Source organism: Leptospira neocaledonica (genome assembly GCF_002812205.1).
GTDB lineage: Bacteria > Spirochaetota > Leptospiria > Leptospirales > Leptospiraceae > Leptospira_B > Leptospira_B neocaledonica.
This window is the reverse complement of record NZ_NPEA01000001.1, coordinates 79,017-105,245: the sequence shown is the minus strand read 5'-3', so window position 1 is coordinate 105,245 and position 26,229 is coordinate 79,017. Positions and strand designations below refer to the sequence as shown.

Below are 26,229 nucleotides of genomic sequence, written 5' to 3'. Positions count from 1 at the left end.
GCATTTTCGCGCTGAATCTGCGCCAGAGATGCGAAGGGCAATGTCCCGACGAAGTCGGGATGAGGGCTAAGCCCGAACCCGAAGCAGCTCGGTTTTTGCGCATTTGCGCAAAAAGGCGCCCAAACTCTTTCCAAGCGACATATACACTTATGAAAGGAAGGGATCTTTTATCTATTTTGGGGAGAAAAAAGTATCTCTTCCAATTTCGAAATCTTCCCGATTTTCATGGGGAAGAGGTCAAGGAAGACCTCTAGGAAAATCAAATTCTCTCTTCGGAGAGATTCGGATTCAAGGAGGAACCGAATGATTATTAACCACAATATCAGTGCCATCTTCGCTCACAGAACTTTGAAGTTCAATAGCGAAAGCATGAACAAAGACATCGAAAAGTTGTCTTCCGGTATGCGTATCAACCGTGCAGGTGACGACGCTTCCGGTTTGGCCGTGTCTGAAAAAATGAGGACTCAGGTCGGAGGTTTACGCAGGGCGGAACAAAACACTGAAGACGGTATGTCTTTGATCCAAACGGCAGAAGGGTATCTACAAGAAACTCATGAAGTTGTTCAAAGGATCCGTGTGCTTGCTGTGCAAGCTGCGAACGGTATCTACACCGAAGAAGACCGTCAACAAATACAAGTAGAGGTTTCCCAGTTGGTCGACGAGATCGACAGGATTGCTTCTCAGGCCGAGTTCAACAAGATGAAACTCCTTACCGGAGCTTTCGCTCGTTTGAATCCGACCGCAAGTATGTGGTTCCATATGGGTGCTAACATGCACCAAAGAGAGAGAGTGTATATCGAAACGATGAACACTGCGGCTCTGGGATTAAGAAACCCGACCGTTCTGACTTTCATCTCTCTTTCTACGGCGGGAAAAGCGAACTCCGTAATCGGACTTGCTGACGATGCTCTTAGATTAATTTCTAAACAAAGAGCTGACTTAGGGGCTTATTACAACCGTCTGGAACATGCTGCTAAAGGTCTCATGAATGCTTATGAGAACATCCAAGCGGCTGAATCAAGAATTCGTGATACTGATATGGCTGAGCAAATGACCAGCTTTACCAGATATCAAATTCTGACTCAAGCTGCTACTGCGATGCTCGCTCAAGCGAACATGAAACCGCAAACCGTGCTCCAGCTACTGAAGTAATTCAGATAGCTTAAGCCTGCCGGTTTGATCAGTATGTGATGCCGGCAGGGGAGCAGGACGCCAGTGAATGTTGGTTCTTTCGACGGGACCACGGATTTATATTTATTATAAATCGCCGTACGACTCTGAAGCCTAACTTCTCGTAAGCGAAAGTTAGGCTTTTTTTTGTACTTTGCACTGTATCTAAAATCACACCATAAGCTCGCAAGTTTCTGTTCCCATTGTGAAATTTTATTCGATTTGTAATCGAATTCGAATCTTGGCGATAAGTTTTAGAATGCGTAAGGTGAGGCCTTTACATTTTTGGAAGGTGAGAAGAATAACTCATCTCTAAAAGGAAACTTTTGCATCGATGCGAAACTTACACCTACCAATTACACTCTTTGTTTATCTTTTGTTATTAATTTTTGGATTAGGAAGTTTCGCCTTAATCGATTGGGATGAGAATATTTACGGAGCAGCATCCAAGTCAATGTTCGAGACAGGAGAATATTTTAGGATCCAAGTCAACGGACAGGCATTTAGCGAAAAACCTCCTTTTTACTTTTGGCTCGCAAATCTTTTTTATAAAGTTTTAGGACTTTCCGAATTTTCTACAAGGCTTCCCTCCGTTTTCAGCGGGATTTTTTCTTTTTTGATTTTAGTTCGATTTGGAACTCTCTTACATTCTAAAAAGTTCGGATTCATTTGGGCGTTCCTGTATTCGGCTTCTCTTCTGCCTCTTCTACTTTCCCGAACAGCTTATATTGATCATCTATTCAATACGTTTATTTTAGCATCCGTCCTTTCATTATATTTGTATGAAACAAAGGAGAAGGGGGACTTTCGTTCAAGGCTTATCTGGATCTTGTCTGCAGCATTTTTTGGTGGGATTGCTGTTCTTACGAAAGGCCCCTTAGGTTTAGCAATCCCACTCTTTATATTTGGCGCAAATCGGCTATTAGATAGAAATTTGAAAATCTGGATTTTCGATTTCCTCTTATTTGATATCGTTTCTATAACAGTATTAAGTTTTTATTATCTCACAAATTTTATACTGTATGGAAATGAGTTCATCGTTGAGTTCTTCGATTTTCAGAAAAAACTTCTCACCAAATCTTTAGAATCTCATACAGGGCCTTGGTTCTATCATTTTATCGTAATGTTTATCGGATTTTTCCCTTGGACAACGTTTTTGTTTCCGAGCGCTAAGAACTGGAGAATTTTTACAGATCCTAAGATTTCCCGGATTTCCAGGTATTTTCTAATTTGGTTAGGGATAGTGCTACTTATCTTTTCGATCGTACAAACCAAACTCCCACATTATTCTTCTTCTATCTATTTTCCTTTATCCTTCTTTGTATCATACTTGATCATAGAAAAACCAGAGATCTTAAAATCGAATACTTTCTCATTTTCCTTTTTAGGATTAGGTTTAGTTGTAGGTCTAATTTTTTTATTTCTACCTCAGATCTCAGAATATTCCAGTTCTTCAATGGGAGTCGGAAAGGAATTATTACCATCTTTCAATTTCTGGGATTCTTCTTCCGGATTAGTCCTATTTTTAGGCATTCTGATCGGATTTGTAGGATTACAATTGTTCAGGAAAGGAAAGGAAGAAGGAAAAGATTTTTTTCTGGCTTCCACCTGGATTTCGATGTTGATCTTTGTAGGAGTTCTATCGTCTACGATCACTCCTAAGATCATTTCCTTTTTACAAGACGGAAATCTGAGACTTTATGATAAAGCGGAGAAGTCTGGAAATCAAATTGTATATTATAAATATCTTTCCTTCTATCCTATGTTCTATAGAGAAAAGAAAATCCATATGATGGGAAGTTATAAATTTAAAGACGAAACATTTCTTTTAGATTCCAAAGAGAAACTTTCCATTATCTGCAATCGAAACAGCGTATTGGAGTTGGTATTAACTTATCCACAAAGAAGTTTTCAGGAAGTTTCTGCTGAAAGCGGGATTGTGCTTTTGGATTCTTCGCCAAAATAACGGAATTCAGAATCTACATTCCACACTTTGAAATGTAAAATCTGATTTGCGAAATTCTAATTTTTATGATTTAGAGCTGTAAGGTCTCGCCCACGGGCCTCTCCCCACCACCCAAGCTCAGGGTGGGGGCGGTTTTTGAAAAATTACGGAACGGAGCTTCCATTCCAAAGCGGATCAGCCTCAATTCAAAATTCGTCCTTTGGATTTTCGAAACAGTATGTAAGACGAGTCCAATTGCAATCTGGATCCAGGAAAACAACATCAGTCCTGTAGCAAGCACTGCCAGGGGAACATGATACACGTATCTATACTCTATATAATCTAACACAGGGGGAGTTCCCGCGGCTAAAGACAAAATACCAGATACAACGGAGAAAAATCCGAAAAAATGCATCGGCTTATAATCTTTAAAAATCCATAATATATTTTTCACTACCTTGTATCCGTCTCGGATCGTATTCAATTTGGAAAAACTACCGGCGGGTCTGTCTTTATAAGGAACAGAAATTTCTTCCAATCTGAACCTTTTGTCCAATGCATGTAGAGTCATTTCTATTTCTATCTCGAAACCGGAAGATAAAATAGGGTAATTTTTTACGAATCTACGAGAGAAGACTCTATAACCGCTCATCGGATCTTTAAGTTTCGTCGCGAAGAGAAAATTGATCAATGTGAGAACTAGTTTATTGCCAGTGGAATGAAATCTTCTTTTATTCTCTCTTCCGTAATCGCCTTCACTCAAACGGTCTCCCACAAGCATATCCAAATCTTTTTCTTTTAAGGTTTGGAGCATAGAATGTATCTTCGATGCGGGATAGGTAAGATCGGCATCACACATGATATAAATTTCGGCATCAACCTTATTGAATGCAGTTCGAACTGCATTCGCCTTTCCCTGCCTTGGTTCGAAGAGTATTTCTCCTAAGATAGAATGTTCAAGCAATACTCTTTGGGAAATCTCAGATGTACTGTCCTTAGAATTATTATCTACAATCACAAAATACGCACTCGGGATTTCCTTATAAAATTCTATGATGGTTTTTTCTATAGTAAGTTCTTCGTTATATGCAGGAAGGACAAGCACAAGAGGGAAGGGTTTCATTCTAAAATAGAGTTCTTATAAGTATATGCGAAGAATCATCCAGAAATCGGTTCTCCTCTGTTACAGATCCGTGAATCATAGACATTCTATGTTTGAAATCGTATACAAGTTGTAACATTCTGAATGGTGAATTCTAGTTTTCGCTTGGAGCCTTTATTTTTGTACTAGCGTTAGAATGAAAAGAAGTAGGATATTCTTCTTAGTTTCTATCCTTCTCGGGACCCTTGTATTCGGAAATCTGCTCACTTGGGCAATTTTTAGAGCGGATACATTTAGGTCTTCGGTTGATTGGGAGAAATACTCCAACCCTTATAAAAGAACTACTAGACTAAAACTCCAGAAAACCGGAATTCATTTACATACGAATCGCACCTGGTTTACTCCCGGCAGAAATTCTCCTGAAGAGATCGAAACAGTATATGCAGCGAACGGTTATAAAGTTTTAGGATTCACTGATTACGAAAGAATCACTAATACGGACTCTCCGAAACTGGCCCAGATCAAAGGATATGAATGGGGAGCTAATCTTAGAAAAAGACATTTAAGTGTTTTAGGTCTGAATGAAGCAAGTTATGATCTATTTCCTTTTTATGCAGATCCTGAAAATCTGCAATGGGTGATCGATAAATTCCAATCCAAAAACGGATTTGTAGTGATCAACCATCCATTATTGAATGAATCTTTTCCTTTAAAACTTCTATCTCAATTAAAAGAATACGATGCATTAGAAGTAATGAGTCCATTTGGGGATATTCCTAAATTTTGGGATAAATTATTAAGTGAGAAACATCCTTCTTTTTGTATGGCATCGGATGATCTGCATTATCTTCCAAGAGAAGAATATTTGAGAGTAAGGACCTCTGGAATTCCAAACTGGAGAGATCTAAGTTCTGAAATTTATAAACAAGAAGGTGAATCTCTAATGAGATATCTTCTTGTTAATACAGATAGCCTGGATGAAAAAGAAGTGCTTCGTTCTTTAAAGGAAGGCAATTACCTTTGTGTTCGTAAAATGGAAAGAAGTTTAGAGGAACCTAAATTAGGATCCTTAGGACTAAATTCCGAAAAAGAAATTCATTTCGATTTCGAGGACACCCCAATCAGCGTGGACTTCATCGGCCAAAATTCGGAAATTCTATCTCATACATCCTATCAAAAAAAGGGGTCATATAGATTGAAGCCGACAGATCTTTACGTAAGAGTGCAGGTGATATACCCGACTGCAATTATTCTGAGTAATCCATTCTTCCAAAAACCTTAGATTTTTCTTGACTTTTGGAGAATTTCTAGAGTCAGATAGAGAAAGGTCATGCATTTGCGATCTAAAAAGGCAATAGGTTCCGTATTAGCGATTGGGTTTCTTCTCCAAATTGCCTGCGTTTCTATTTATAACCTAACCGGAAATTGCCCAGTAAGTATGTCCTATCTCGAAAAGCAGAAAGAAACTTCTAAGACTCCACCTTGTCACAAATCTGAAAAATCGGAACAAAAAGGTGAGTCGTCTTCCAACGAATGTTGCCCTAAAGAAAATAGCGTTGTTTCTCTAGATCTTTCTAAACTTTTAGATTGGGAAAAATTAGGATTACAGAAAGTCCTGATCTTTTTGTTTATTTCAGAACTGAATTCTCCTCAGATCGTATTAGAGAATGTCATTTTAAACGATTCTTATATCCCGATCCATTCTTCTCAGTCCCTTAGTTTAAGCACACTCCAAGTTTTTCTAATCTAATCCATATTTTCTCTCTTTTAATTTTTAGGAGGAAATATGAACGCAAGACTTATTGTCTTAATATCAGTTTATACATTATTTTCATCCGCAACATACGCGGAAAAAAAACAACTGGAAGAGATCTTAGATGTTTTAGTAAAAGAACATCCTGAATCTAAGTCTTTAGCAGGACTTTCCCAGGCACATAAATCCCATTCCGAGGCTACTGGAATATTACCAGATCCTAAAATAGGGGTGGCTTTCAGAAATTACCCAACCCGCGGCGGATACTCGACTTCGGACAGAGCAATGGATACGCCCACAATGACAGGGGTAGAATTATCCGTATCTCAAGAGTTTCCGTTCCCAGGGAAATTAAACACTGAAAAAAGAATCTCTAAACTCATGCAGACTGAGGCAAACTTTGCCTATCTCTCCGGAGTGAATCGTATCTTAGGGGATTTTTTCAGCCGGTTGAATAAATACAAATATTCGGAGAAGAAGAAGGCAATCAACGAGAGAATATTAAGCCTTCTTGGGGCGCAAAAGTCCATTAGCGAAAACTCATATTCTTATGGCGAGAACACATTATCCGGAGTATTAAAGGCGACGATTGCCAAAACGGAAGCTATCGAAAAAGAAACAGAATATAATACCCAACTGAAAGATTTAAAGGCCCAGCTTGAATACTATCAGGTTTCAGACAAGGTGACCTTCTCCGATCTATATTCCATAGATTTGGATTCTTTCTTGGATAGCAAAAACGAAGAATTAGAAACCTTAGTTACCGCTCAAACTTCCTTAATTGAAGAATCTCCAGAATATAAGATGCAGATGGAAGAAGAAAAACGTTTAAAGGAACAGGCTAAACTTACGAAGTTTTCTCTGGCTCCTCAAACAGAAGTTTTTTTCTCTTATATGAAACGTAGATCCCAAACGTTTGCTTTGGACCAAGGACCATTAAATTACGGACTTATGGATACCACTGAATACAGAGGAGATCTTTTCAGTTTTGGCGTGAATATGAGAGTCCCGGTTTGGTCCGCACTCAAATGGAATTCTATCACGGGAGAAACGGAACATCTCGCAGAAGTCGGCAAGGACTCCGTAGAAAAAACTAGAGTACAAATGCTTTCCGAGTTAAATCGGAATCTGGCCTATATCAAAGGTGTTTCTAACCAAATCCGTCTGGTAGAAAAAAGACTGATCCCCGAATTGGAAAAGTCCGCTAGAGCAGGTTCATTCCAATATGCTTCCGGAAAGGTGAATGTGCAGGATACTCTTCTTGCTCAGACAGAAATCCTAAATACCAAAATACGTCTGGAAGATCTAAAAGAGCGCAAAAACGAATCCATTTTAAATACGTTAAAATTACTGAGTTTCATCTATAAAGATAACAAAACTCCAGAACACGAGAAACATAACTGAGGAAAAACCAATGAAAAATGTACATTATTTATTTTTAATCTCCATCTTGATTTCGGGAAACCTATTCGCCCATGAAGGTAAAGAAACGTTTGTATTGAAGGAAGTTGCCAAGATCCATTCTTCCATCTTTTCAGAAGCTCCAGGAATCCTGGATGTTCAAAAACTGATCCAATTTTTGAAAGAAGATGCGGATCATAAGAAGGATACCGAAAAATTTAAGCGGGCACTTCCGATCGCAGAAGAGTTAGGTAAAACTAGTGACCTTTCTAAAAAAAGAGAATTATTCGAACGTTTGTCCAAAGAATTAGAATCTGTCGTTGGTCATCATGATAAATCAGGAGTTTCCGTTTTTTACTGTCCAATGCTTAAAAAGAAATGGTTGGCCTCTGGTAAAGAAATCCGAAACCCATACGATTCAAAAATGAAAGATTGTGGGAAGATCATCCATGAAGCCAAATAAATTTTTTCTTCCCACATCTACAGTTTGGATCGGCAAACTTTTGGCCATTCTGGTTTTTGTAACCTTGTTAGCAGGCTGTTCTTCTAAAAAGGATATCTACTATTGTCCGATGCATCCTCATTATACTTCGGATCGTCCAGGAACCTGTCCTATCTGCAATATGGACCTGGTCAAAAAGGAAGATCCTTTCGAACATAAGGATCATACAAACGCGAGTAGCTCTTTGCAGGCCGCGGAATCTTTATCAAAAAATGAGGTACATCTTGCTGAAACTTCTTCTGACGGAAATTCCAAAGAGCTGGTCCTTTCTTTTGAAAAACAACAATCGATCGGTATCAAAACGGAGCTTGTAAGTAGAAGAAATCTTGTTAAAAAGATAAACGCTTATTCAAGTGTTGCCTATGATCCGGAATTGTATTCTGCCTTGAGCGAATACAAAGAAGCGGTTCGTTCTTCCGAATTTCTTTCTCCGGAGATCATTCGAAATTTACAACTAAGGCTTAGACAATTGGGTTTGAGTCAGGACCAGATTAAAATTTGGACTTCCGGAGCAAGAGACCCATCCGAGTTGATTTTGGGAGGAAAATCGGGTAGGGCACATATCTATTCACAAATTTATGAATCAGATTTTACTACGGCTAAAGTAGGACTTCCTATTAAATTCAAAACGGATGTTTATCCTGAGAAAGAATTTATAGGAAGGATCAAAAGTATAGATGTAATCTTAGACAAAAACAACCGCACACTTAGATTGAGAAGTGAAGTTTCAGATCCGAGTCTACTCCTAAAACCTCAGATGTTTGGGGACGCGACGATAGAAGTCCCTCTTCAGAAGATATTATCTGTTCCTACTTCTGCAATTTTGGATACAGGAAAACAAAAAATCGCCTATGTGCAAACTGCAGCCGACAGGTTCCAAGCGGTTTCAGTGCAAACAGGTAAAAATATTGACCCTTGGGTAGAAATTTTATCCGGTTTGAAAGAAGAACAAAGAGTTGTGACTGAGTCCACCTTCCTGATCGATTCGGAAGCAAAGATCAGATTCGGCTCCGACTCTCATACTCACTGAGGAAAAGTATATGATCCAATCCATCATTCGTTTTTCCGCAGAAAATAAATTTTTAGTTCTTTTGGTCACTTCGGCGATTTTAGTCGCATCATATGTGTCCATGAAGACCATCCCCCTCGATGCGATACCGGATCTTTCGGATACTCAGGTAATCGTGTACTCTCGTTGGGACAGAAGTCCTGATATCATGGAAGATCAGGTCACCTATCCGATCATAACATCTCTTCTAGGTGCACCAAAGATAAAAGTGGTCCGAGGATTTTCTGATTTCGGTTTCTCTTATGTTTATGTAATTTTCCAAGATGGCACGGATATCTATTGGGCCAGATCCAGGGTTTTGGAATATCTTTCCAGAATACAATCGTCACTTCCTGCAGGTGTAAAAACAGAATTGGGTCCCGATGCTAGTGCCGTTGGGTGGGTATACCAATATGCATTGATAGACCAAAGTGGGAACAATTCCTTGGTCGACTTAAGAACCTACCAGGATTTTCATTTGAGATTCCTATTAAATTCGGTCCCAGGAGTTTCAGAAGTAGCGGGAATCGGTGGATTCAAAAAACAATACCAGATTACAATCCATCCGAACGCATTAAGATCTTATAATGTAGATTTCGAAACCGTAATCCAAAAAGTAAGAGAAAGTAATCAGGAAACAGGCGGTCGATTACTGGAAATTTCCGGCGCTGAATATATGGTCAGAGGAAGAGGATATCTTTCCTCTTTAGCTGATATAGAAAATATTCCTCTTTCTACAGATGTGAATGGAACTCCAGTTCTTCTCAAAAACGTGGCCTCAGTACAATTTGGACCAGATATTCGAAGAGGGATCGCGGATCTAGATGGAGAAGGGGATGTGGTCGCTGGTACCATAGTAATGCGGCATGGGGAAAATGCACTTTCCGTAATCGAAAGAGTGAAAACCAAATTGGAAGAAATTAAAAAGAATCTTCCAAAGGGTGCAGAACTCATCACTACCTATGACAGATCCGAGTTGATAGAACATGCAATCAGCAATTTGAAATTCAAATTGATAGAAGAAATGATCATAGTTTCCATTGTGATCCTCATCTTTTTATGGCATTTTCCTTCTGCCATTATTCCGATTCTTACAATCCCAATTGCAGTGATTATCGCGTTCATCCCGATGAATCTATTCGATATCAATGCTAATATCATGTCTTTAGCAGGAATGGCAATCTCGATCGGCGTACTCGTGGATGGAGCAATCGTAGAAGTAGAAAACGCCTACAAAAAATTAGAAGAATGGGAAGCTGGAGGAAGGATTGGAGACTACCATACTGTTCGGTTAGAAGCTTTACTAGAAGTAGGCCCTTCCGTGTTCTTCTCTCTGCTTGTGATTGCAGTTGCCTTCTTTCCAATTTTCACACTTGTAGACCAAGAGGGACGGTTATTTCGTCCATTAGCATATTCTAAAAATATAACAATGGCAGTGGCAGCATTCTTAGCAATCACCTTGGATCCAGCAGTTAGGATGTTATTCACTAGAATGGAGCCGTTCCAATTCAAAAATGCTCTTCTTTCTAAAATTTCGACTACGATGTTAGTCGGGAAATATTATCCGGAAGAAAAACACCCTGTCAGTAAAATACTGTTTAGGTTTTACGAACCAGCTTGTCGTTATGTTCTTCATAGACCAAAAACCATTATAATTTCTGCATTCACCCTGGTGGTTCTAACCATTCCTGTATATTTCAGCCTTGGTTCTGAATTTATGCCCCAGCTATATGAGGAATCTTTTTTATACATGCCCACCACCTTGCCCGGGATCTCCGTAGCGGAAGCAGAAAAGCTCATGATCGCGATGGATAAAAAACTCAAAAGTTTCCCGGAAGTGAAACGTGTTTTTGGAAAAGCAGGCCGTTCCGATACTGCTACAGATCCTGCACCTTTTTCAATGATGGAAACAGTGATCCTTCTCAAACCTCAAGACCAATGGAGAAAGGCGGATCGATTCTATTCCAATTTACCAAGGATTTTCCAATATCCATTTCTTCCTTTTGTTTCGGAAAGACTGACAAAGGACGAGTTAGTGGAGAAGATGAACAAAGAAATGCAATTTCCCGGAGCGACCAACGCTTGGACCATGCCGATCAAAACAAGAATCGATATGCTCAGTACAGGGATGAGGACACCGATCGGAATTAAAATTTTAGGTTCTTCTCTGGAGGAAATTGAATCCATCGGGATAAAAATAGAAGCGCTTCTTAAAACGGACGAAAATGTCCGAAGCGTATTTGCGGAAAGAACAGCGGGCGGTTATTTCCTGGATCTAAATTTAAGAAGAGAAAAATTAGCAAGATATAATATTTCCGTGGAAACTGCTCAGCAGATCATAGTAGCGGCTATCGGTGGAGAACCGATCACCCAAACCATAGAAGGTAGAGAACGTTTTTCCGTAAATGTACGTTATCCTAGAGAGTTGCGTGATTCTTTGGAAAAAATCAAAACTATCTTAGTACCTACAAAAGAATTCGGTCATATTCCAATTTCTGAAATTGCAAGTATAGGAGCAAAAACCGGTCCTTCCATGATCCGGGACGAGAATGGATTTTTGGCAGGCTATGTATATGTGGATCCTTCCACCTCGGATATCGGGGGTTTCGTGGATAAGGCCAAGAAGAAGGTCGCCGATTCCATCCTTCTTCCTCCCGGTTATTCCATAGTATGGAGCGGCCAATACGAAAATATGATACGAGTTCGGGAAAGAATGATGTATATTCTGCCTTTAACGATCTTCATTATATTTTTGTTATTGTACTTCAATACCAAATCTTATATAAAAACTTCCATCGTACTTCTGGCTGTTCCTTTCTCTCTAATAGGCGCAGTAGGGCTTTTATACGTTCTGGATTACCAGATATCGGTAGCTGTCTGGGTAGGAATGATCGCTCTCATGGGATTAGATGCTGAGACAGGAGTGTTTATGCTCTTGTATCTGGATCTTTCTTACGAAGACGCAAAGAAAAAAGGAAGATTGAGAACTAAAGAAGATCTGATAGAGGCGATTATACACGGAGCGGTGCATAGGATCCGCCCTAAAATTATGACTGTACTTGCTGCAATGATGGGACTTCTTCCGATTATGTGGTCAGCAAGTACAGGTTCGGATGTAATGAAGAGGATTGCGGCACCCATGGTGGGAGGACTCGTGACTAGTTTTATTCTGGAACTTTTAGTATATCCTCCTATATACATGCTCTGGAAGGAAGGCAAACTGGAAAATATACTAACAATTCTTCCAATCGCCAAAAAAAGAAGAACGAAATCAATTTAATTAATAAGGAAACAAAATGAACAATACTACTAAAAAACTGATCATCGGGGCAGCAATCTCCGGACTATTTCTATCCGGCGAAGTATTTTCCGAAAAGCAGGATTCAGGCTCTGATAATACGAAGGGAGAATGCCACGGGGTCAATTCTTGCAAGGGAAAAAGTGACTGTCATACAAACGGAAATTCCTGCTCGGGGCAAAACTCCTGTAAAGGGAAGGGCTGGATCTCCTTAACGAAAAAAGAATGCGATGCAAAAAAAGGGACTTTCAAAAAGTCTTAAATTAGTTGATCTAAATCATTTCGCATTTCATATAATGTTAAGTTAAATTCTATCAATTTAATATTGACTGCAAGAATAACAACCCGTAAAATTAGCGGGCACAAATTAGGAGTTTTTATGAAAAAAACCTTAGCAACCATTCTATTTTCCCTGATCCTAGCAGGTAATGCTTACTCATTTACCGAGTTAGACAATCTACTCATTGCTGAAGCAACCACCCCGGATCTAAAAAAGATCGCAAAGGATTATTTTAGCAAAAAAGCAAAAGACCATAAGGAATTGGCTGATAAGTATAAATCCTTAGCCGGTCAATCCCATGGAGGAAAAGCTACTGCAGATGTGGCGGAGAAGGAAAAATATAAAAAACTAGCTGATCATTGCGAAAAAGAAGCAGCTGCTTACAAAGCACAAGCGGATAAATTCTAAACTTTCACCAATTACACTCTTGTAATAAAAAACCCGTCCTCTCGGACGGGTCTCTTCGAATTTTCAGAAAACCTGTTCTTATTATCCGAATCTTTCACTCAGAAGTTTTACCACTTGTTCCGGTCTCATGTTTGCTTGCGCAAGCATTGCAACTCCACTTTTGGTTAAGATCTGATTTTTGGTATAGTCCACGATATGTTCCGCCATATCCGCGTCCCTTACTCGGCTTTCCGCGGAAACCATATTAATATAGTTTGCCTGCAGGCCTTCCGCTGTAATTTCCAAACGGTTATAATAAGCTCCTAAATCGGATCTTTGTTTATTTACCTTTTGGATCGCGTTATCCAAAATACCGATCATCGCATTGGAAGAAGCAGGAGTAGACAGAGTCTGTTTTTTCCCATTTGCTTCCAATTGAAGAGCACCGGCATTCATAGCATCCACGAAAATTTCGAGCTTCTCATTTTGATTCGGTCCTACGTGCAACTGGATTGGATTTTTAGAATCCTTGGAATAGGCTCCACTCAAAGGACGAATTTTATTGAATTCAGCGGTTTTACCTAAGCGGTCCACTTCTTCGATGAGTTGATCCACTTCCAGTTGAACGAGTTTACGATCATCATCCGAGTAAATCCCGTTGGAAGTTTGGATGGATAATTCTCTCAATCTTTGGAGAATATTATTCACTTGTTCCAGATTCCCTTCGGTAACCTGAATAAAGGAAACTCCATCCATTACGTTTCTTTCTGCTTGGGCAAGGCCCCGAATTTGGGTGCGCATCCTTTCGGAAACAGCAAATCCCAAAGCATCATCACCGGCACGATTGATCCTCATCCCGGTTGATAATTTTTCGGTAGTTTTGTCCAGCTCGTGATTGACTGTCTTCAGTACATTATTTGCACGAAGAGCACTGATGTTGTGATTGATAATCATCAACAACCTCCCTGTAGCGAGAGTTCGGGTCCGTCCGAACTATTAGGCCGGGCTTTTAGGAGGAGAGAACCTCCCGGGCAACCCGGATTTCCACTGCGAATTTCACTCCCTTATTTTTGTGGGGAGATTTTTTTTACGATTTTTCCTCAAGACTAAAGTCACAATCGACGATAATCCAAAAGAGGGAAAATCTGCCTCCATTCTACCACCCACTTTAGCCATTTCGCAACTTTTTTTCCGTTAAAACTGCTTTTCTTGCGGGAATTTTCCGAAGTTTTTCGAATTCTGTCCCCTAAATTCAGGCTGAATCATGAAAATTTATACCAAAAAGGGAGACTCCGGAACCACATCCTTGGCTTCCGGGACGAGAGTTTCCAAATCAGACAAGAGAGTAGAATTATACGGGACCGCAGACGAATTGAACTCAAGCATAGGAGTTGCAATTTCTTTCCTAACAAAAGACTCGAAATTAAAAGAATCATTGGAGAGGATCCAAAATTTACTTTTTGAATTGGGATCCGAGCTCGCAGGATATAAGAAGAAGGATGATTCTTCCTGTATCCTAGAAGAAGATATTTCAGAATTAGAAAAGGAAATAGATCTCTGGCAAGATTCACTTCTTCCTTTGAAAAATTTTATTCTACCCGGCGGATCATCATCTTCTTCTTTTTTACATGTCTCCAGAACATTAGCCAGAAGACTAGAAAGAGACCTAGTACATTATAAAGAAGAAGGTCACGAGATCTTTGCAGAAAACCTTAGATTCTTGAATAGACTTTCTGATCATCTATTTGTAGCCGCAAGATACGCAAATTTAGAATCCAAAATCCCGGAACCAGAATGGAAATCCAGAGCCAAAGGCAAATAACTCATCCTCGAGGTTTATATGTTCTCTTCTTCGTAGAAATGTGGGAGAGATTTTCTTTTTATGGAATGAGGGCTCTTCTTGTTCTATTCCTCACAAAAGAACTTCTGATGCAAGACGCTCAGGCGGGGAGAATATACGGATTTTATAATGGTTTTGTATATCTGACTCCGATACTCGGAGGTTTACTTGCAGACCGATTCCTAGGATATAAACGATCTATCTTTTTGGGCGGAGTGCTCATGATGTTCGGACATCTTTCCTTGGCATTCAATGGTCTTTGGACATTTTATCTAGGACTTGGACTTTTAATCGCAGGAAACGGATTTTTTAAACCCTGCATTTCCACTGTTGTTGGAAGAATTTATGAATTAGAAGGTAAGCCCGAACTAAAAGATTCCGGTTTTACAATATTTTATTTTGGAATCAATTTGGGAGCGATCTTAGGTACCTGGGCCTGCGCAAATCTTGCAGAATATAAAGGTTGGCATTATGGATTCGGAATCGCCGCAGTCGGAATGCTTATCGGACTTATTATCTTCGGATTTTTAGGAAGAAGAGTAAATCCAGATGCATTCTTAGCGAATGGAAATGAATCGCTCTCGGATCTAAAAGGAGAGGATCCGAAACAAGATAGAGAACGAATATTTGCGATCTTAGTATTTTCTGCAATTACGATCACATTCTGGGCTTCTTATGAACAGATCGGATCTTCCTTAAGCCTGATTATAGACAGATATGTGGACAGAAATATTTTAGGCTGGGAAATTCCTGCGGCAAATTATCAATCTCTCAATCCACTTTTTGTAGTGAGTTTGGCTTTAGTCGTTTCTTGGATTTGGAAAAAATTCGAAGAATCAGGCAGGCATATTTCCACAGTGACTAAGTTCTGTTTAGGACTGATCATTTTAGGATTAGGGTATCTTCTGCTTTCCTTAGTAACCTTTGGATCTACCGAAAAGTTTTCCTCTATATGGATCATTCTTTCCATTCTGCTTTTAACCGTCGGAGAATTATTCCTGTCGCCTGTAGGTCTATCCTTGGTTACAAAACTAGCTCCAGTAAAAGTTGCTTCTATGATGATGGGATTTTGGTTTTTGGCAAACTTCTTCGCTCATGTGCTTGCAGGAGAATTGACCAGATACATGGGTGGAAGAGAATCCTTGTCTGCGTTTTTTCTGATCTTCTTCTTTCTTCCTACAATCACTGCGATCGGTTTATTTTCTTTCCGTAAAAAATTAGAATCTTGGATGCATGGTGTAAAATGAGAATTCGGGTCATAGTAGTTAATATTTTTCTTTTATTCTCTGTTTCGATATTTGCAGATCCTTTCGAGGATTTACTTAAAAGCGATTGGGACAAATCTCAAACACTTCTAATCAAAAACTCCGTTTTTCAAAAATTAGGACAAAGAGCGGGTAGCAAAGAAGTCCTAAAAATCACTAAAAATGTGATCCCTTGGGCAATCTTAGAAGGTGTGAGTCCTGAAAAAACCGCAGAACTTATAGTAAATTTGGACTTTGCAGTCAAGGAAGGACTCACATTCGAAGAAGCAGAAGATGCAATCCCGGTTGTTTCTAAACGGGAAATCTCCAAGGAAGATTTTAGCTATATAGGTTTATACTTTAAAGAAACCAAAAAAGCAGGAATCAGAGAAGAAGTACGAAACCGTTTTGTAGAAGCTGCCATGGAAAAAAAATGGGACGGTTTTTCGGTGCTTGCAGGTGGAAGGGCATTGATCGCGGGAAAGTTAGTAGATTTTCCGGAAAATCGTTTAGCCTCTAAAATTCTGAATCAATTCCCTTCTAAAGGAAGAAGTATTCCTTTTGCAAAAACGGAAAACTCCTTCAAAGCAGTGCTCGATTCAAAATTGGATGGAGCTTCCACTATTCTTCTTTCTAATTTAAAAAAATTGCATGAAGGGGAGAAGGTAACATCCGCTCAAAAATATGCATCTGCCCGTGCTGTAGAAACTTCTTTGGAAGAAGTAGGCGGAATCGTAATAGGAGACAGACCTAGGATCGAACCTTTGCCTGATCCACCTTTAGTTCCAAATTTACCCGAACCCGGAGAACCCACAGAGCCGGACAAACCAGGCAAAGAAAGTTGGGAAACTTTATCTTCTTCTATCCTGCAAAAAGTAGCCAAGGAGTGGGTAGGAACTCCTTATAAATGGGCAAATGCTGCAAAAACCGGAACGGACTGTTCAGGTTTTACTTTCAGAGTTTTGACGGATGGTCGTATAGGTGTTCCTGAAAAAATGGTATCTCGGGCATCTAGTGCTCAAACCAAAATGGGAACTGGGGTTTCTCATAATGAAATGAGATCTGGGGATTTGATCTTTTTCTCCGCTTCTCCCAACCAATCCAAAGTGACTCATGTGGGAATGGTTTTAAATGGAGAGGAATTTGCGCATGCTTCTTCTACTCGCGGAGTTGTGATAGATAAGATCCGGATGAAATGGTGGTTGGATAGATTTGTTCTGTCACGCAGAGTGTTTAAGAAAGTTATAAATTAAGCCGCAAAGTTGGAAAGAGGCACAGTGTTTTTGCACACAAAGACACAGAGTCACAGAGAGAAATTTTGGGGGACTAAATCTAAATGTCTCCGTGTCTTTGTGCCTCTGTGTGAAACCGCTCTTGAGTCTCCTTTATCTCTCATTCTCCTAGATTCATCTCCTCTACAATCCCCACAAGAAGCTGAGCCTTTAGGATTTGATCCGTGCTAGAAAGGATTTCCTGCTTCTTCTTAAAATTGAAATTTAGAATAGAAGAAATAAAATCTACTGGGAAAGGATGAGACCAAAGATCGTTCATTCGGAGGATCAGTTCTTCCTTAGCACCTTCTGAAAGTAGAATTCGTTTGGTGAGATATAAGATCCGATCGAAGATCTCTACAAATATTTTATCTTCGATATATTTGGAATCAGCTTCTAATTTTTCTACAATTCCAATCCGGAAAGGTTCCATTGTATCGTAAGATTCCAGTTTTGCGATACCTTTGCCTTCGAGTAGAATATTGGACCTTCCATCAGGAAGTGGATCTCTTCGAACAATCGTGCCCCAACCAAAAATAGTTTCGATCTCAGGTTGAGGACTTTTTAAATTACCCGGCTCCATTTTAATAGGTGCGATCGCCATTTCTTCGCCGGACTCGGAACAATAATCCAACATCATCCTATATCTAGGCTCGAAAATATGAAGAGGAAGAAATGTGCCTGGAAATAAGATGACTTCGGGAAGAGGAAAGATCGGAATTGTAGTTCTTGACACCTAGGATTTATCCTAACCTGTTGAAGTGAAAACGCAAATCAAATTGTAAAACCGGTTTAAAATTGTACTACTTAGATAAAAAGCGATATTTGGAAGCGGCTTCTAAATTAAAAACGACTAAAATTATAGTCATCGGAGACCTCATCCTGGACGAGTATCTGATCGGAGAAGTAAATCGAATTTCTCCGGAAGCTCCTGTTCCGGTAGTCTGGGTCAGAAACGAAAAGACCACTTTAGGTGGAGCGGGAAACGTAGTAAAAAATCTTTCCCGTTTAGGAGTTCAATCTTTCGTCTTGGGTAGAGCGGGTAACGACTCGGCTGCTAAAACTCTGGATGATCTTCTTTCTACAGAAAATACAATCTCTTCCAAAAACACAATTATCCGTTCTGAAAAAGTTCCCACCATTCTAAAAACAAGAGTGATCGCAGGTCACCAACAAGTTTGCCGTATTGATAGAGAAGAAACATTTCCTTTAAGTGATGCGGAAGAAAAACAACTCTTAGATGGTTTTTCTAAGATCATCCAAGAAGCGGATGCAGTCGTTCTTTCCGATTATGATAAGGGAACTTTAACTGCTAGTCTCATTCGCAAAACAATCGATATTGCCGAACAACATAAAAAGATCGTAACAGTGGATCCGCAAGTGTCCCATTTTTTCCAATATGAAAAGGCAACTGTGATGACCCCCAACCATCACGAGGCAGGAAAAGCTCTAGGTAAAAAATTAGAAACAAACGCAGAAGTAGAAGAAGCAGCTAAGAAGATTGCAGAAAATTTACATTCTCCTTCAATGATGATCACTCGGGGAGAAAAAGGAATGAGCCTTTATATTTCTTCCGAATCCAAGACCTACCATATTCCCACAGTTGCCAAGGAAGTATTCGATGTAACAGGAGCTGGGGACACTGTGATTTCAGTGTATACTTCTTTCTTGGCTGCTGGTTTAGGAGAATTAGAAGCTGCAATCGTATCGAATGCGGCTGCAGGAGTTGTAGTCGGAAAACTGGGAGCAGAAACTGTTTCTTTAGAAGAACTTTTAGAAGCTCTGGAGAAAAGAGGAAGTTTTCAATGAGGTCTTCCTTCTCTTCTTGTATCGAGAAAATTATTCCTTTTCAAGAAGTTAGAAACGTTTCGGAGAAGGTCCGCGCAAACCAAAAGATCGTTTTTACAAACGGAGTATTTGATCTAGTTCATAAAGGCCATCTTACTTATCTTTCCCAAGCAAGGGATTTGGGTGATATTCTTTGGGTTGGGATCAATTCTGATTCTTCTGTTAAAAGACTAAAAGGTCCGGAACGTCCAGTAAATCCGGAGGAAGATCGGGCACTTCTTCTTTCCTGTCTTTCCTTCGTGGATTATATCAGCGTATTCTCCGAGGACACTCCTTTAGAACTTATCTCCCAGGTAGCACCTCATATTCACGTAAAAGGGGGAGATTATGATCTGGAAGCACTTCCAGAGACTCCTCTTGTTCGTCAATTGGGTGGAGAAGTCAAAATTCTACCCTTTGTTCCTGGATTTTCCAGCACAGACCTGATCCGGCGTATTCGGCAAAAACCCTAGATTAACTTCTCAATTCTACGAAATTCCGAGTTGGATTTTCCGAGACTGAAGAAAACTCTGTTCAGCAGGTAGGAGATCGGTTTGTCCAAAACTAAATTTATTTTCGTGACCGGAGGTGTTTGTTCCTCCCTTGGAAAGGGTGTATCCGCTGCAGCCCTTGGATGCCTTCTGGAAAGCAGGGGTTATTCCGTTTCCCTGCAAAAAATGGATCCTTATATCAATATCGATCCTGGAACTATGAGTCCGTACCAGCACGGTGAAGTGTATGTGACCGAAGACGGTGCAGAAACTGATTTAGATCTCGGGTATTACGAAAGATTTACTAAATCCAAGTTCACTCGTAAGAATTCCGTGTCCACTGGACAAATTTATAATACTGTAATCCAAAGAGAAAGAAAAGGGGATTATCTAGGAAGAACGGTCCAGGTTGTTCCTCATATCACCAACGAGATCCGAAACAGGATCTATACTCTTGCAAGAGAAAATGCGACCGACTTCGTGATCGTAGAGATAGGCGGAACAGTGGGGGACATCGAGTCCATCCCATTCTTAGAAGCAATCCGTCAGATGAGATACGAACACGGTCCTACTCAAGTTTTATTCATTCATGTTACGTTAGTTCCTACCATCACAGTAGCAGGGGAAGCAAAGACTAAACCTACACAACACTCAGTAAAAGAACTTTTGGCATTAGGAATCCAACCTGATATTTTGATCTGTCGTGTGAACCAACCTATGCCTAAGGAAATGAAAGGAAAAATTTCCTCCTTCTGTAACGTAAAAGAAGAGAATGTGATCTCCGCTTCCGATATTAGCACTTCCATTTACGAAATCCCTAAAATGTACAAAGAAGAGAAGCTGGATCAAGTAGTTCTCAAAACATTAGGTTTAGAACTTGGAAAATCCAATTTTACGGAATGGGAGAAGATTATAAAAAGTCTTCAATCCGCAAAACATACTGTTCAGATCGCAGTTGTTGGAAAGTATATTTCCCTTCATGATGCATATCGTTCCGTTTATGAAAGTTTATCTCATGGCGGAATTGCAAACGAAGCAAATGTAGAATTTATCAAAGTAGATCCTGAAAAACTGGATAAAACAAATGTGAAGGATGTTTTAAAATCCGTACATGGCGTTTTAGTTCCGGGTGGATTCGGAGATAGAGGGATAGAAGGTAAGATCGCCGCAATCCAACATGCAAGAACCAAAGGGATCCCATTCTTTGGGATCTGCCTCGGAATGCAATGTGCTGTGATTGAATATGCAAGGAATGTGCTTGGTCTAAAAGATGCAAACTCTACAGAGTTCAGACCTGATTCTCCGGATCCAGTGATCTCTCTTATCGAAGAGCAGATGGATATTGATCAGATGGGTGGGACAATGCGTTTAGGATCTTATCCATGTAAGATCAAGAAAAACACTTTGGCATTCAATGAATACAAACAAGAGCTGATCTATGAGAGACATAGACATAGATTCGAATTTACCAATAAATACAAACAGAGATTCGAAGAGAAAGGAATGATCCTTTCCGGTATTTCTCCGGATGAAAACCTGATTGAAATTGTAGAAATTCCGGATCATCCTTGGTTTATAGGAGTTCAGTTCCATCCTGAATTCACCGGAAAACCTACAAAACCGCATCCATTATTTGCCGGATTCATCCGTGCTGCGGTCAAATTTGCAAGGAAGGCATAATGAGCGATAAAACTGCCCAAGAAAGGGATTTTTTAAGCGGTAAAAAGATTGGAGGAAAGAATCCATTCTTCCTAATCGCAGGTCCTTGTGTAATGGAAAACAGGGACTTACTCGAAAAAGTTTGTGCGGAAATGTTGGAGATAACCACAGAACTTGGGATTCCTTACGTTTTTAAAAGTAGTTTCGACAAAGCAAATCGTTCTTCCGTTTCTTCTTATAGAGGTCCAGGACTTACAGAAGGGATTAAACACTTAGAACATATTAAGAAAAAATTTAATGTTCCTGTCCTAACAGATATTCACGAGACCACTCAAGTAGGTCCACTCAAAGATGTGATCGATATGTATCAGATTCCTGCATTCTTAAGCAGACAAACAGATCTTATCGCAGAATCCGCTAAAACCGGAAAATGGGTGAATGTTAAAAAAGGGCAGTTCTTAGCTCCTTCCGACTGTAGACATATCAAAACAAAAATCCAAGAATCCGGTTCCGAAAAGTATATGGTAACCGAAAGAGGAACTACATTCGGTTACGGAAATTTGGTATTCGACGGACGAACGGTTCCAATATTACATAGTTACGATATTCCGGTAGTATTCGATGCGACTCACTCCGCACAGTTGCCTGGAGCAGCTGGAAATATCACCGGAGGACAAAGAGAATATATTCCGAGTATGACAAGAAGTGCAGTGGCACTCGGGATAGAAGGTATTTTTATGGAAGTACATCCTGATCCTGCAAAAGCACTTTCGGATGCTACTACACAATATCCTCTTTCCGAAATTAAATCCTTATTAAAGGAATTGGTCGGTTTAGACCGTTACGTAAAACAGGAAATCCTAAACCGCTAATCGATACGAGCCCTTGTATTCCCGCATACTCCTTTTCCTACTCGAAAATATAGACTCGGACACCCTTAAGAAATACGGTCCGGGCCTAGGAGTAGGACTAGGGCTTTTATTCTTAGTATCATTCTATTCCGGCGGAAAATCGGACGCTAAATACACTCGTGTAGAAGAAGAAAAAGAAAAAGGTTCCACTGTTTCCTTCAAAAATTTTGCAAAAGACCAGTATGACGGAAATGGAACTATATTATGGAAATTGAAAGCAGAAGAAGCCTATCTTTATGCTGACGAAAAAAGATACGTTCTGTATGGGATCAATTTTGATCAATATGAGAATGGAAAGTTCAAGTCCAAACTCACTGGTGAAAAAGGTGAGATCAATCAGATCTCTAAATTGATGAAACTCACCGGGAATATTCTTCTAAAAACGGAAGAACATAGGACTCTTAGAGCAAAATCATTGGATTATAACGATGAGACCAAAGAACTCAGTTCCAATGAAGAAGTTGTGATAGATGCAAACGGAACACATATCAGAGGTGTGGGTCTTAGAGCCGATAAGGACTTGAACAAGTTTACAATCTTAAGACCGAGTGCGATTACCCAAGGCGGTTCCAATCCACTTTCTTCTTCCCCTAAAGAAAAATGAAACGTATCCTAGTCTTATTCTATCTAGTATTCTTGCTTACTTCTCCGGCGAAATCTCATTCAAGACCCCCACTTTTATTTTCTGCGGAGACATTGGATCCAAAAAGTTTCCAAGGAATTGGGGAAGTAGATCCAAAACGTAAGGAAAGTTTTCCTACATTTTGGGGTGCAAATGCACTTACCCAAGAAGACAAAGAAGTCCAGGGTCTTAAAGTCACAATCTTTAGTTTAGAAGGCGGAGCTTGGATCCAACATAAAAAAGTAAAATTGGGTGCAAATAGAATAGAGGTCTTCGGAAAAGAGGCATATAAAGCTTTTTTAAAAAACGGAGTACATATAGAAGATCAAGAAAACGGAACTGTGATGAGAGCTGGAGTAGGAGAATATGATAAATATTCCGAAATGGTTTATATCAAAGAAAGACCCAGATTGAGCTTTCGGGACAAAACCGGAAAAACCACTGTTATTTCCGCAAAACAGATCGATCGAGAATTAAATACTAAGGTCACAAAATTACATGGTGGAGTAATCGTAAATCATCCGGAAGTTACGATCTTTTGCGCAGAAGCGATTTTTAAAGAATCGGAACATCTGATCACTACGGATCCAAATCCGATCTTAATTTCTAAGAACAGATATTTGAGCGGGAAAAAATTATCCTTCTACACAAACGAAAGCAGAATACTTTTAGAAGAAAATACAGTATTATTCCAATCTTCCGAAGAGACCAAAAAAGATCCGGAAGGAAATGAGAAAAAACAAACGGTTCTTACCATCCTAAAAGGGGATCGAATAGAAAGTCGTCCTAACGAAGAAAATGATCGCACAGTTCTAATCAGTGGAAATGCGACAGTCCTGCGAAAAGATATGAAGATAACTTCTGATAATATTGAATCAGTAGGAAAAGATTCTCGTATCATTAAGGCCAGAAAGAATATTAAAGTACATGATCGAGAAAACAATCTCCTTCTTTCGGGTAACGTATTCGATTATTTTAGGAACGAAAACTATCTTCACCTGACTGATGAAGGTAAGATGGAATTTTTAGACAAAAATTCGAATCAGGTAACAAGCACAATCACTGCTCAAGAATTCGAACGTTTCTTGGATCAAAAAGAAACAGTGATCCGAGGAAATATCTGGATCAAATCCAAGTCCACAGAGGCACAAGGTGAATATGCTACCTATTTTGAAAACGACGAATCTGTACTTTTAGAAGGAAATCCTAGGATTAATCGAAGTGGTAAGATTCTAAGAGCGGGAAAAATCGTCTTTTATCCAAGAGAAGGAAGATCAATTCTGACAGAAGGAGTCCATTTAGGAAATTAGGCTTACATAATGGGACAAAGGATCCGATGCCAAAACTTAATCAAAATTTACAATAAACGCAAGGTTGTAGACGGAGTCAGTTTCGATGTTCGCAAAGGAGAAGTAGTAGGTCTACTAGGTCCGAACGGTGCCGGAAAAACTACTTCCTTCTATATGTCTGTCGGTTTCGTAAAACCTGATTCAGGTCATGTGTTTATAGATGACCAAGATGTTACGGAAGCTCCTATGCACACTAGAGCAAAACTAGGAGTAGGTTATCTTGCACAAGAAGCTTCTATCTTCCGAAAATTAACCGTTGCAGAAAACCTAGAAGCAATCCTAGAAACTCTGAACATTCCTAGATCAGAAATCATTCGCAGAAGAGACGAACTACTGTTAGAATTGCAGATTATGAGAGTGGCTAACCAAAAAGGTTTTACACTTTCAGGCGGGGAAAGAAGAAGATGCGAAATCGCTAGGGCCTTAGTCACAAATCCGGATTTTATCCTTCTTGACGAGCCGTTCGCAGGGGTTGACCCTATAGCTGTAAAAGATATTCAAACCGTTATAAATAGTTTAAAACAAAAGGGACTAGGCATCTTAATCACCGACCATAACGTTCGAGAAACATTAAAGATCACGGATAGAGCATATATCATGCATAGCGGTAGGATCTTAATCGCGGGAACTCCTAAAGAACTCGTGAACGATAAAGAAGCAAAAAGAATGTATCTAGGAGAGGACTTCAAACTGTGAATCTGAACCACCAGTTAGTACAGAAGCAGACACAGAAGCTTGTCATGACGCAAGACTTGCGCCAGTCGATAGAGCTTCTGCCTTTGTCTACTCTGGAGCTCGCTGATAGAATCAGTGCAGAACTGGTGGAAAATCCAATGCTGGAAGAGGAACCCGGCTCAGAAAGAAGCAAAAGCCCGGAACTCTATTCCGTAGATGATCTAAGAAGAAAAGAGAAGAACGACTTTCTCAAAAATTCGGATCAGGGTTGGCAGGATTCTTTTAGTTTAGACAAGCCCCAATATCGAGGTACGGACGCTTCCGATAGAAACCAAAAATACATTGAATCTTCTCCTAACGCACAATCCCTTTCAGAACATTTACTTTGGCAACTCAGGATCTCCTCCTTAAAAGGAAAAGAAATGGAGGTCGCAGAAGTTTTGATCTCCATGCTGGACGATAGAGGATTTATTTCCCAAACACAGGCAGAACTTGCCGCCGAAATCGGAGTTTCCGCCAAAATAATCAAAAAAGTTTTGGAACAAATCCATCAATTGGATCCACTTGGAATCGGTGCCGGAAGTATCCAAGAAACATTATATGTCCAAGCAAGAATACTAAAACCGGAAGATAAAAATTTACACGATCTCATCTTAAATTATCTAAAAGACCTGGAAAAACTGGATTATAAAGGAATTTCCAAAAAGATGGGGCTTCCTGTGGAAGCGATTGAAGCAATGGCAGCTGAGATCAAAAAACTGGAGCCATTCCCCGCAACATTATACACTCCCCAAAAACCGGATTATATAGTCCCTGATGTGATCATTCGAGAAATTGAAGGTGAGTTCAGCATCTTGCTGAATGATGAATGGCTTCCTAAATTAAAAATTAATAAAGAATACAAGGGAATGCTCAAAAAAGGAGCCGGCGCCAAGGATTCAGACAAGGAATATATTTCCACCAAGCTAAATTCCGCCGAATGGCTGATCCGCTCCGTAAACCAAAGAAGACAAACATTATATAGAGTTGTTTCCGCAATCATAGAACTACAAACTGAATTTTTCCGCAAGGGAGTGAGGTTTTTAAAACCTCTCACTTTAAAAGATATAGCAGAAAGATTGGATCTTCATGAATCCACAGTTTCTCGTATCACTTCCAATAAGTATGTACAAACTTCATGGGGAATTTTAGAATTAAAATGGTTCTTCTCCTCCGGATTAAAATCCAAAAGTTCGGAAGGTGGAATGGAATCCTCCAAAACCATCCATGATATTATACGCATTTTAGTAAAAGAAGAAGATCCCGAAAATCCACTCTCCGATCAGGACATAGTGGAAAAAATAGAAAGTAAAGGGATTGAGATCGCCAGAAGAACTGTGGCAAAGTACCGTAAAATCCTAAAAATTTTACCATCCAACCAAAGAAAAAAAGTAAAATCTCTGGAAGCAAGGTAA

The 26,229-nt window shown here is 39.7% G+C and carries 24 protein-coding genes; 21 read left to right on the top strand and 3 right to left on the bottom strand.

Going from position 1 to position 26,229, the window contains the following annotated elements; genetic code table 11:
- Positions 1-303: 303 nt before the first annotated feature.
- Complete coding sequence (locus CH365_RS00510; protein WP_010515586.1) at positions 304-1,152, top strand: flagellin N-terminal helical domain-containing protein; 849 nt, start codon at positions 304-306, stop codon at positions 1,150-1,152.
- A 352-nt stretch (positions 1,153-1,504) separates the two neighbouring features.
- A complete protein-coding gene (locus CH365_RS00505) occupies positions 1,505-3,136 on the top strand; it encodes an ArnT family glycosyltransferase (RefSeq protein WP_100766655.1) in 1,632 nt (543 codons plus the stop codon).
- Positions 3,137-3,206: 70 nt separating this feature from the next.
- Here CH365_RS00505 and CH365_RS00500 read toward each other — a convergent pair whose 3' ends face one another.
- Positions 3,207-4,238, bottom strand: coding sequence for a glycosyltransferase family 2 protein (locus tag CH365_RS00500; RefSeq protein WP_244282929.1), 1,032 nt, complete (start codon positions 4,236-4,238; stop codon positions 3,207-3,209).
- Positions 4,239-4,413: 175 nt separating this feature from the next.
- Between CH365_RS00500 and CH365_RS00495 the strand changes: the two genes are divergently transcribed.
- From CH365_RS00495 to CH365_RS00460, 8 genes are all read left to right on the top strand, one after another.
- Positions 4,414-5,499, top strand: coding sequence for a CehA/McbA family metallohydrolase domain-containing protein (locus CH365_RS00495; RefSeq protein WP_100766654.1), 1,086 nt, complete (start codon positions 4,414-4,416; stop codon positions 5,497-5,499).
- A gap of 48 nt (positions 5,500-5,547) precedes the next feature.
- Complete coding sequence (locus CH365_RS00490) at positions 5,548-5,967, top strand: hypothetical protein (protein WP_100766653.1); 420 nt, start codon at positions 5,548-5,550, stop codon at positions 5,965-5,967.
- A 36-nt stretch (positions 5,968-6,003) separates the two neighbouring features.
- Entirely contained in the window at positions 6,004-7,374 is a 1,371-nt protein-coding gene (locus tag CH365_RS00485; protein ID WP_100766652.1) for a TolC family protein, read from the top strand.
- 10 nt (positions 7,375-7,384) lie between these two features.
- Positions 7,385-7,834 (top strand): LIC13259/LIC11441 family protein, encoded by a 450-nt coding sequence (locus CH365_RS00480; protein ID WP_100766651.1) that lies wholly within the window; start codon positions 7,385-7,387, stop codon positions 7,832-7,834.
- Positions 7,821-8,903, top strand: a complete 1,083-nt coding sequence (locus tag CH365_RS00475; RefSeq protein ID WP_100766650.1) for a heavy metal-binding domain-containing protein — start codon at positions 7,821-7,823, stop codon at positions 8,901-8,903. The genes CH365_RS00480 and CH365_RS00475 overlap by 14 nt, the downstream gene beginning before the upstream one ends.
- 10 nt (positions 8,904-8,913) lie before the next feature.
- Positions 8,914-12,201, top strand: coding sequence for an efflux RND transporter permease subunit (locus tag CH365_RS00470; protein ID WP_100766649.1), 3,288 nt, complete (start codon positions 8,914-8,916; stop codon positions 12,199-12,201).
- Between the two features lie 16 nt (positions 12,202-12,217).
- Positions 12,218-12,481 (top strand): BufA2 family periplasmic bufferin-type metallophore, encoded by a 264-nt coding sequence (gene bufA2, locus CH365_RS00465; protein WP_100766648.1) that lies wholly within the window; start codon positions 12,218-12,220, stop codon positions 12,479-12,481.
- 117 nt (positions 12,482-12,598) lie between these two features.
- A complete protein-coding gene (locus CH365_RS00460; protein ID WP_100766647.1) occupies positions 12,599-12,907 on the top strand; it encodes an LIC_10421 family protein in 309 nt (102 codons plus the stop codon).
- Positions 12,908-12,988: 81 nt separating this feature from the next.
- On the opposite strand, the gene CH365_RS00455 is transcribed toward CH365_RS00460, so the two are convergent.
- Positions 12,989-13,840 carry a flagellin N-terminal helical domain-containing protein gene (locus tag CH365_RS00455; RefSeq protein WP_100766646.1) on the bottom strand — a complete coding sequence of 284 codons (852 nt, stop codon included), beginning with the start codon at positions 13,838-13,840 and terminating at the stop codon, positions 12,989-12,991.
- A gap of 310 nt (positions 13,841-14,150) precedes the next feature.
- Between CH365_RS00455 and CH365_RS00450 the strand changes: the two genes are divergently transcribed.
- Genes CH365_RS00450 through CH365_RS00440 form a run of 3 tightly spaced genes read left to right on the top strand, consistent with a single transcriptional unit; the run spans position 14,151 to position 17,223 of the window.
- Positions 14,151-14,708 carry a cob(I)yrinic acid a,c-diamide adenosyltransferase gene (locus CH365_RS00450; protein WP_100766645.1) on the top strand — a complete coding sequence of 186 codons (558 nt, stop codon included), beginning with the start codon at positions 14,151-14,153 and terminating at the stop codon, positions 14,706-14,708.
- A complete protein-coding gene (locus CH365_RS00445) occupies positions 14,681-15,973 on the top strand; it encodes a peptide MFS transporter (protein WP_100766644.1) in 1,293 nt (430 codons plus the stop codon). The genes CH365_RS00450 and CH365_RS00445 overlap by 28 nt, the downstream gene beginning before the upstream one ends.
- Positions 15,970-17,223 carry a C40 family peptidase gene (locus CH365_RS00440; RefSeq protein WP_100766643.1) on the top strand — a complete coding sequence of 418 codons (1,254 nt, stop codon included), beginning with the start codon at positions 15,970-15,972 and terminating at the stop codon, positions 17,221-17,223. The genes CH365_RS00445 and CH365_RS00440 overlap by 4 nt, the downstream gene beginning before the upstream one ends.
- Positions 17,224-17,362: 139 nt before the next feature.
- On the opposite strand, the gene CH365_RS00435 is transcribed toward CH365_RS00440, so the two are convergent.
- Positions 17,363-17,977 (bottom strand): LON peptidase substrate-binding domain-containing protein, encoded by a 615-nt coding sequence (locus CH365_RS00435; RefSeq protein ID WP_100766642.1) that lies wholly within the window; start codon positions 17,975-17,977, stop codon positions 17,363-17,365.
- A gap of 62 nt (positions 17,978-18,039) precedes the next feature.
- Between CH365_RS00435 and rfaE1 the strand changes: the two genes are divergently transcribed.
- The 8 genes from rfaE1 (at position 18,040) to rpoN (ending at position 26,229) form a co-directional block, all read left to right on the top strand.
- Positions 18,040-19,050 (top strand): D-glycero-beta-D-manno-heptose-7-phosphate kinase, encoded by a 1,011-nt coding sequence (gene rfaE1, locus CH365_RS00430; protein ID WP_165782554.1) that lies wholly within the window; start codon positions 18,040-18,042, stop codon positions 19,048-19,050.
- Positions 19,047-19,541, top strand: a complete 495-nt coding sequence (gene rfaE2 / locus CH365_RS00425) for a D-glycero-beta-D-manno-heptose 1-phosphate adenylyltransferase (protein WP_100766640.1) — start codon at positions 19,047-19,049, stop codon at positions 19,539-19,541. The genes rfaE1 and rfaE2 overlap by 4 nt, the downstream gene beginning before the upstream one ends.
- An 81-nt stretch (positions 19,542-19,622) precedes the next feature.
- A complete protein-coding gene (locus tag CH365_RS00420) occupies positions 19,623-21,239 on the top strand; it encodes a CTP synthase (protein WP_100766639.1) in 1,617 nt (538 codons plus the stop codon).
- Entirely contained in the window at positions 21,239-22,090 is an 852-nt protein-coding gene (gene kdsA, locus CH365_RS00415; RefSeq protein ID WP_100705854.1) for a 3-deoxy-8-phosphooctulonate synthase, read from the top strand. The genes CH365_RS00420 and kdsA overlap by 1 nt, the downstream gene beginning before the upstream one ends.
- Positions 22,091-22,139: 49 nt before the next feature.
- The gene (gene lptC, locus CH365_RS00410; protein ID WP_208861146.1) at positions 22,140-22,733 is read left to right on the top strand and encodes an LPS export ABC transporter periplasmic protein LptC; all 594 of its coding nucleotides are present in this window, start codon (positions 22,140-22,142) and stop codon (positions 22,731-22,733) included.
- Positions 22,730-24,061 (top strand): LptA/OstA family protein, encoded by a 1,332-nt coding sequence (locus CH365_RS00405; RefSeq protein ID WP_100766637.1) that lies wholly within the window; start codon positions 22,730-22,732, stop codon positions 24,059-24,061. Before lptC ends, CH365_RS00405 begins: the two co-directional genes overlap by 4 nt.
- Before the next feature lie 9 nt (positions 24,062-24,070).
- Positions 24,071-24,796: an LPS export ABC transporter ATP-binding protein gene (lptB, locus tag CH365_RS00400; protein WP_100766636.1), complete on the top strand. Its 726-nt coding sequence runs from the start codon at positions 24,071-24,073 to the stop codon at positions 24,794-24,796.
- Complete coding sequence (gene rpoN, locus CH365_RS00395; protein WP_100766635.1) at positions 24,793-26,229, top strand: RNA polymerase factor sigma-54; 1,437 nt, start codon at positions 24,793-24,795, stop codon at positions 26,227-26,229. The genes lptB and rpoN overlap by 4 nt, the downstream gene beginning before the upstream one ends.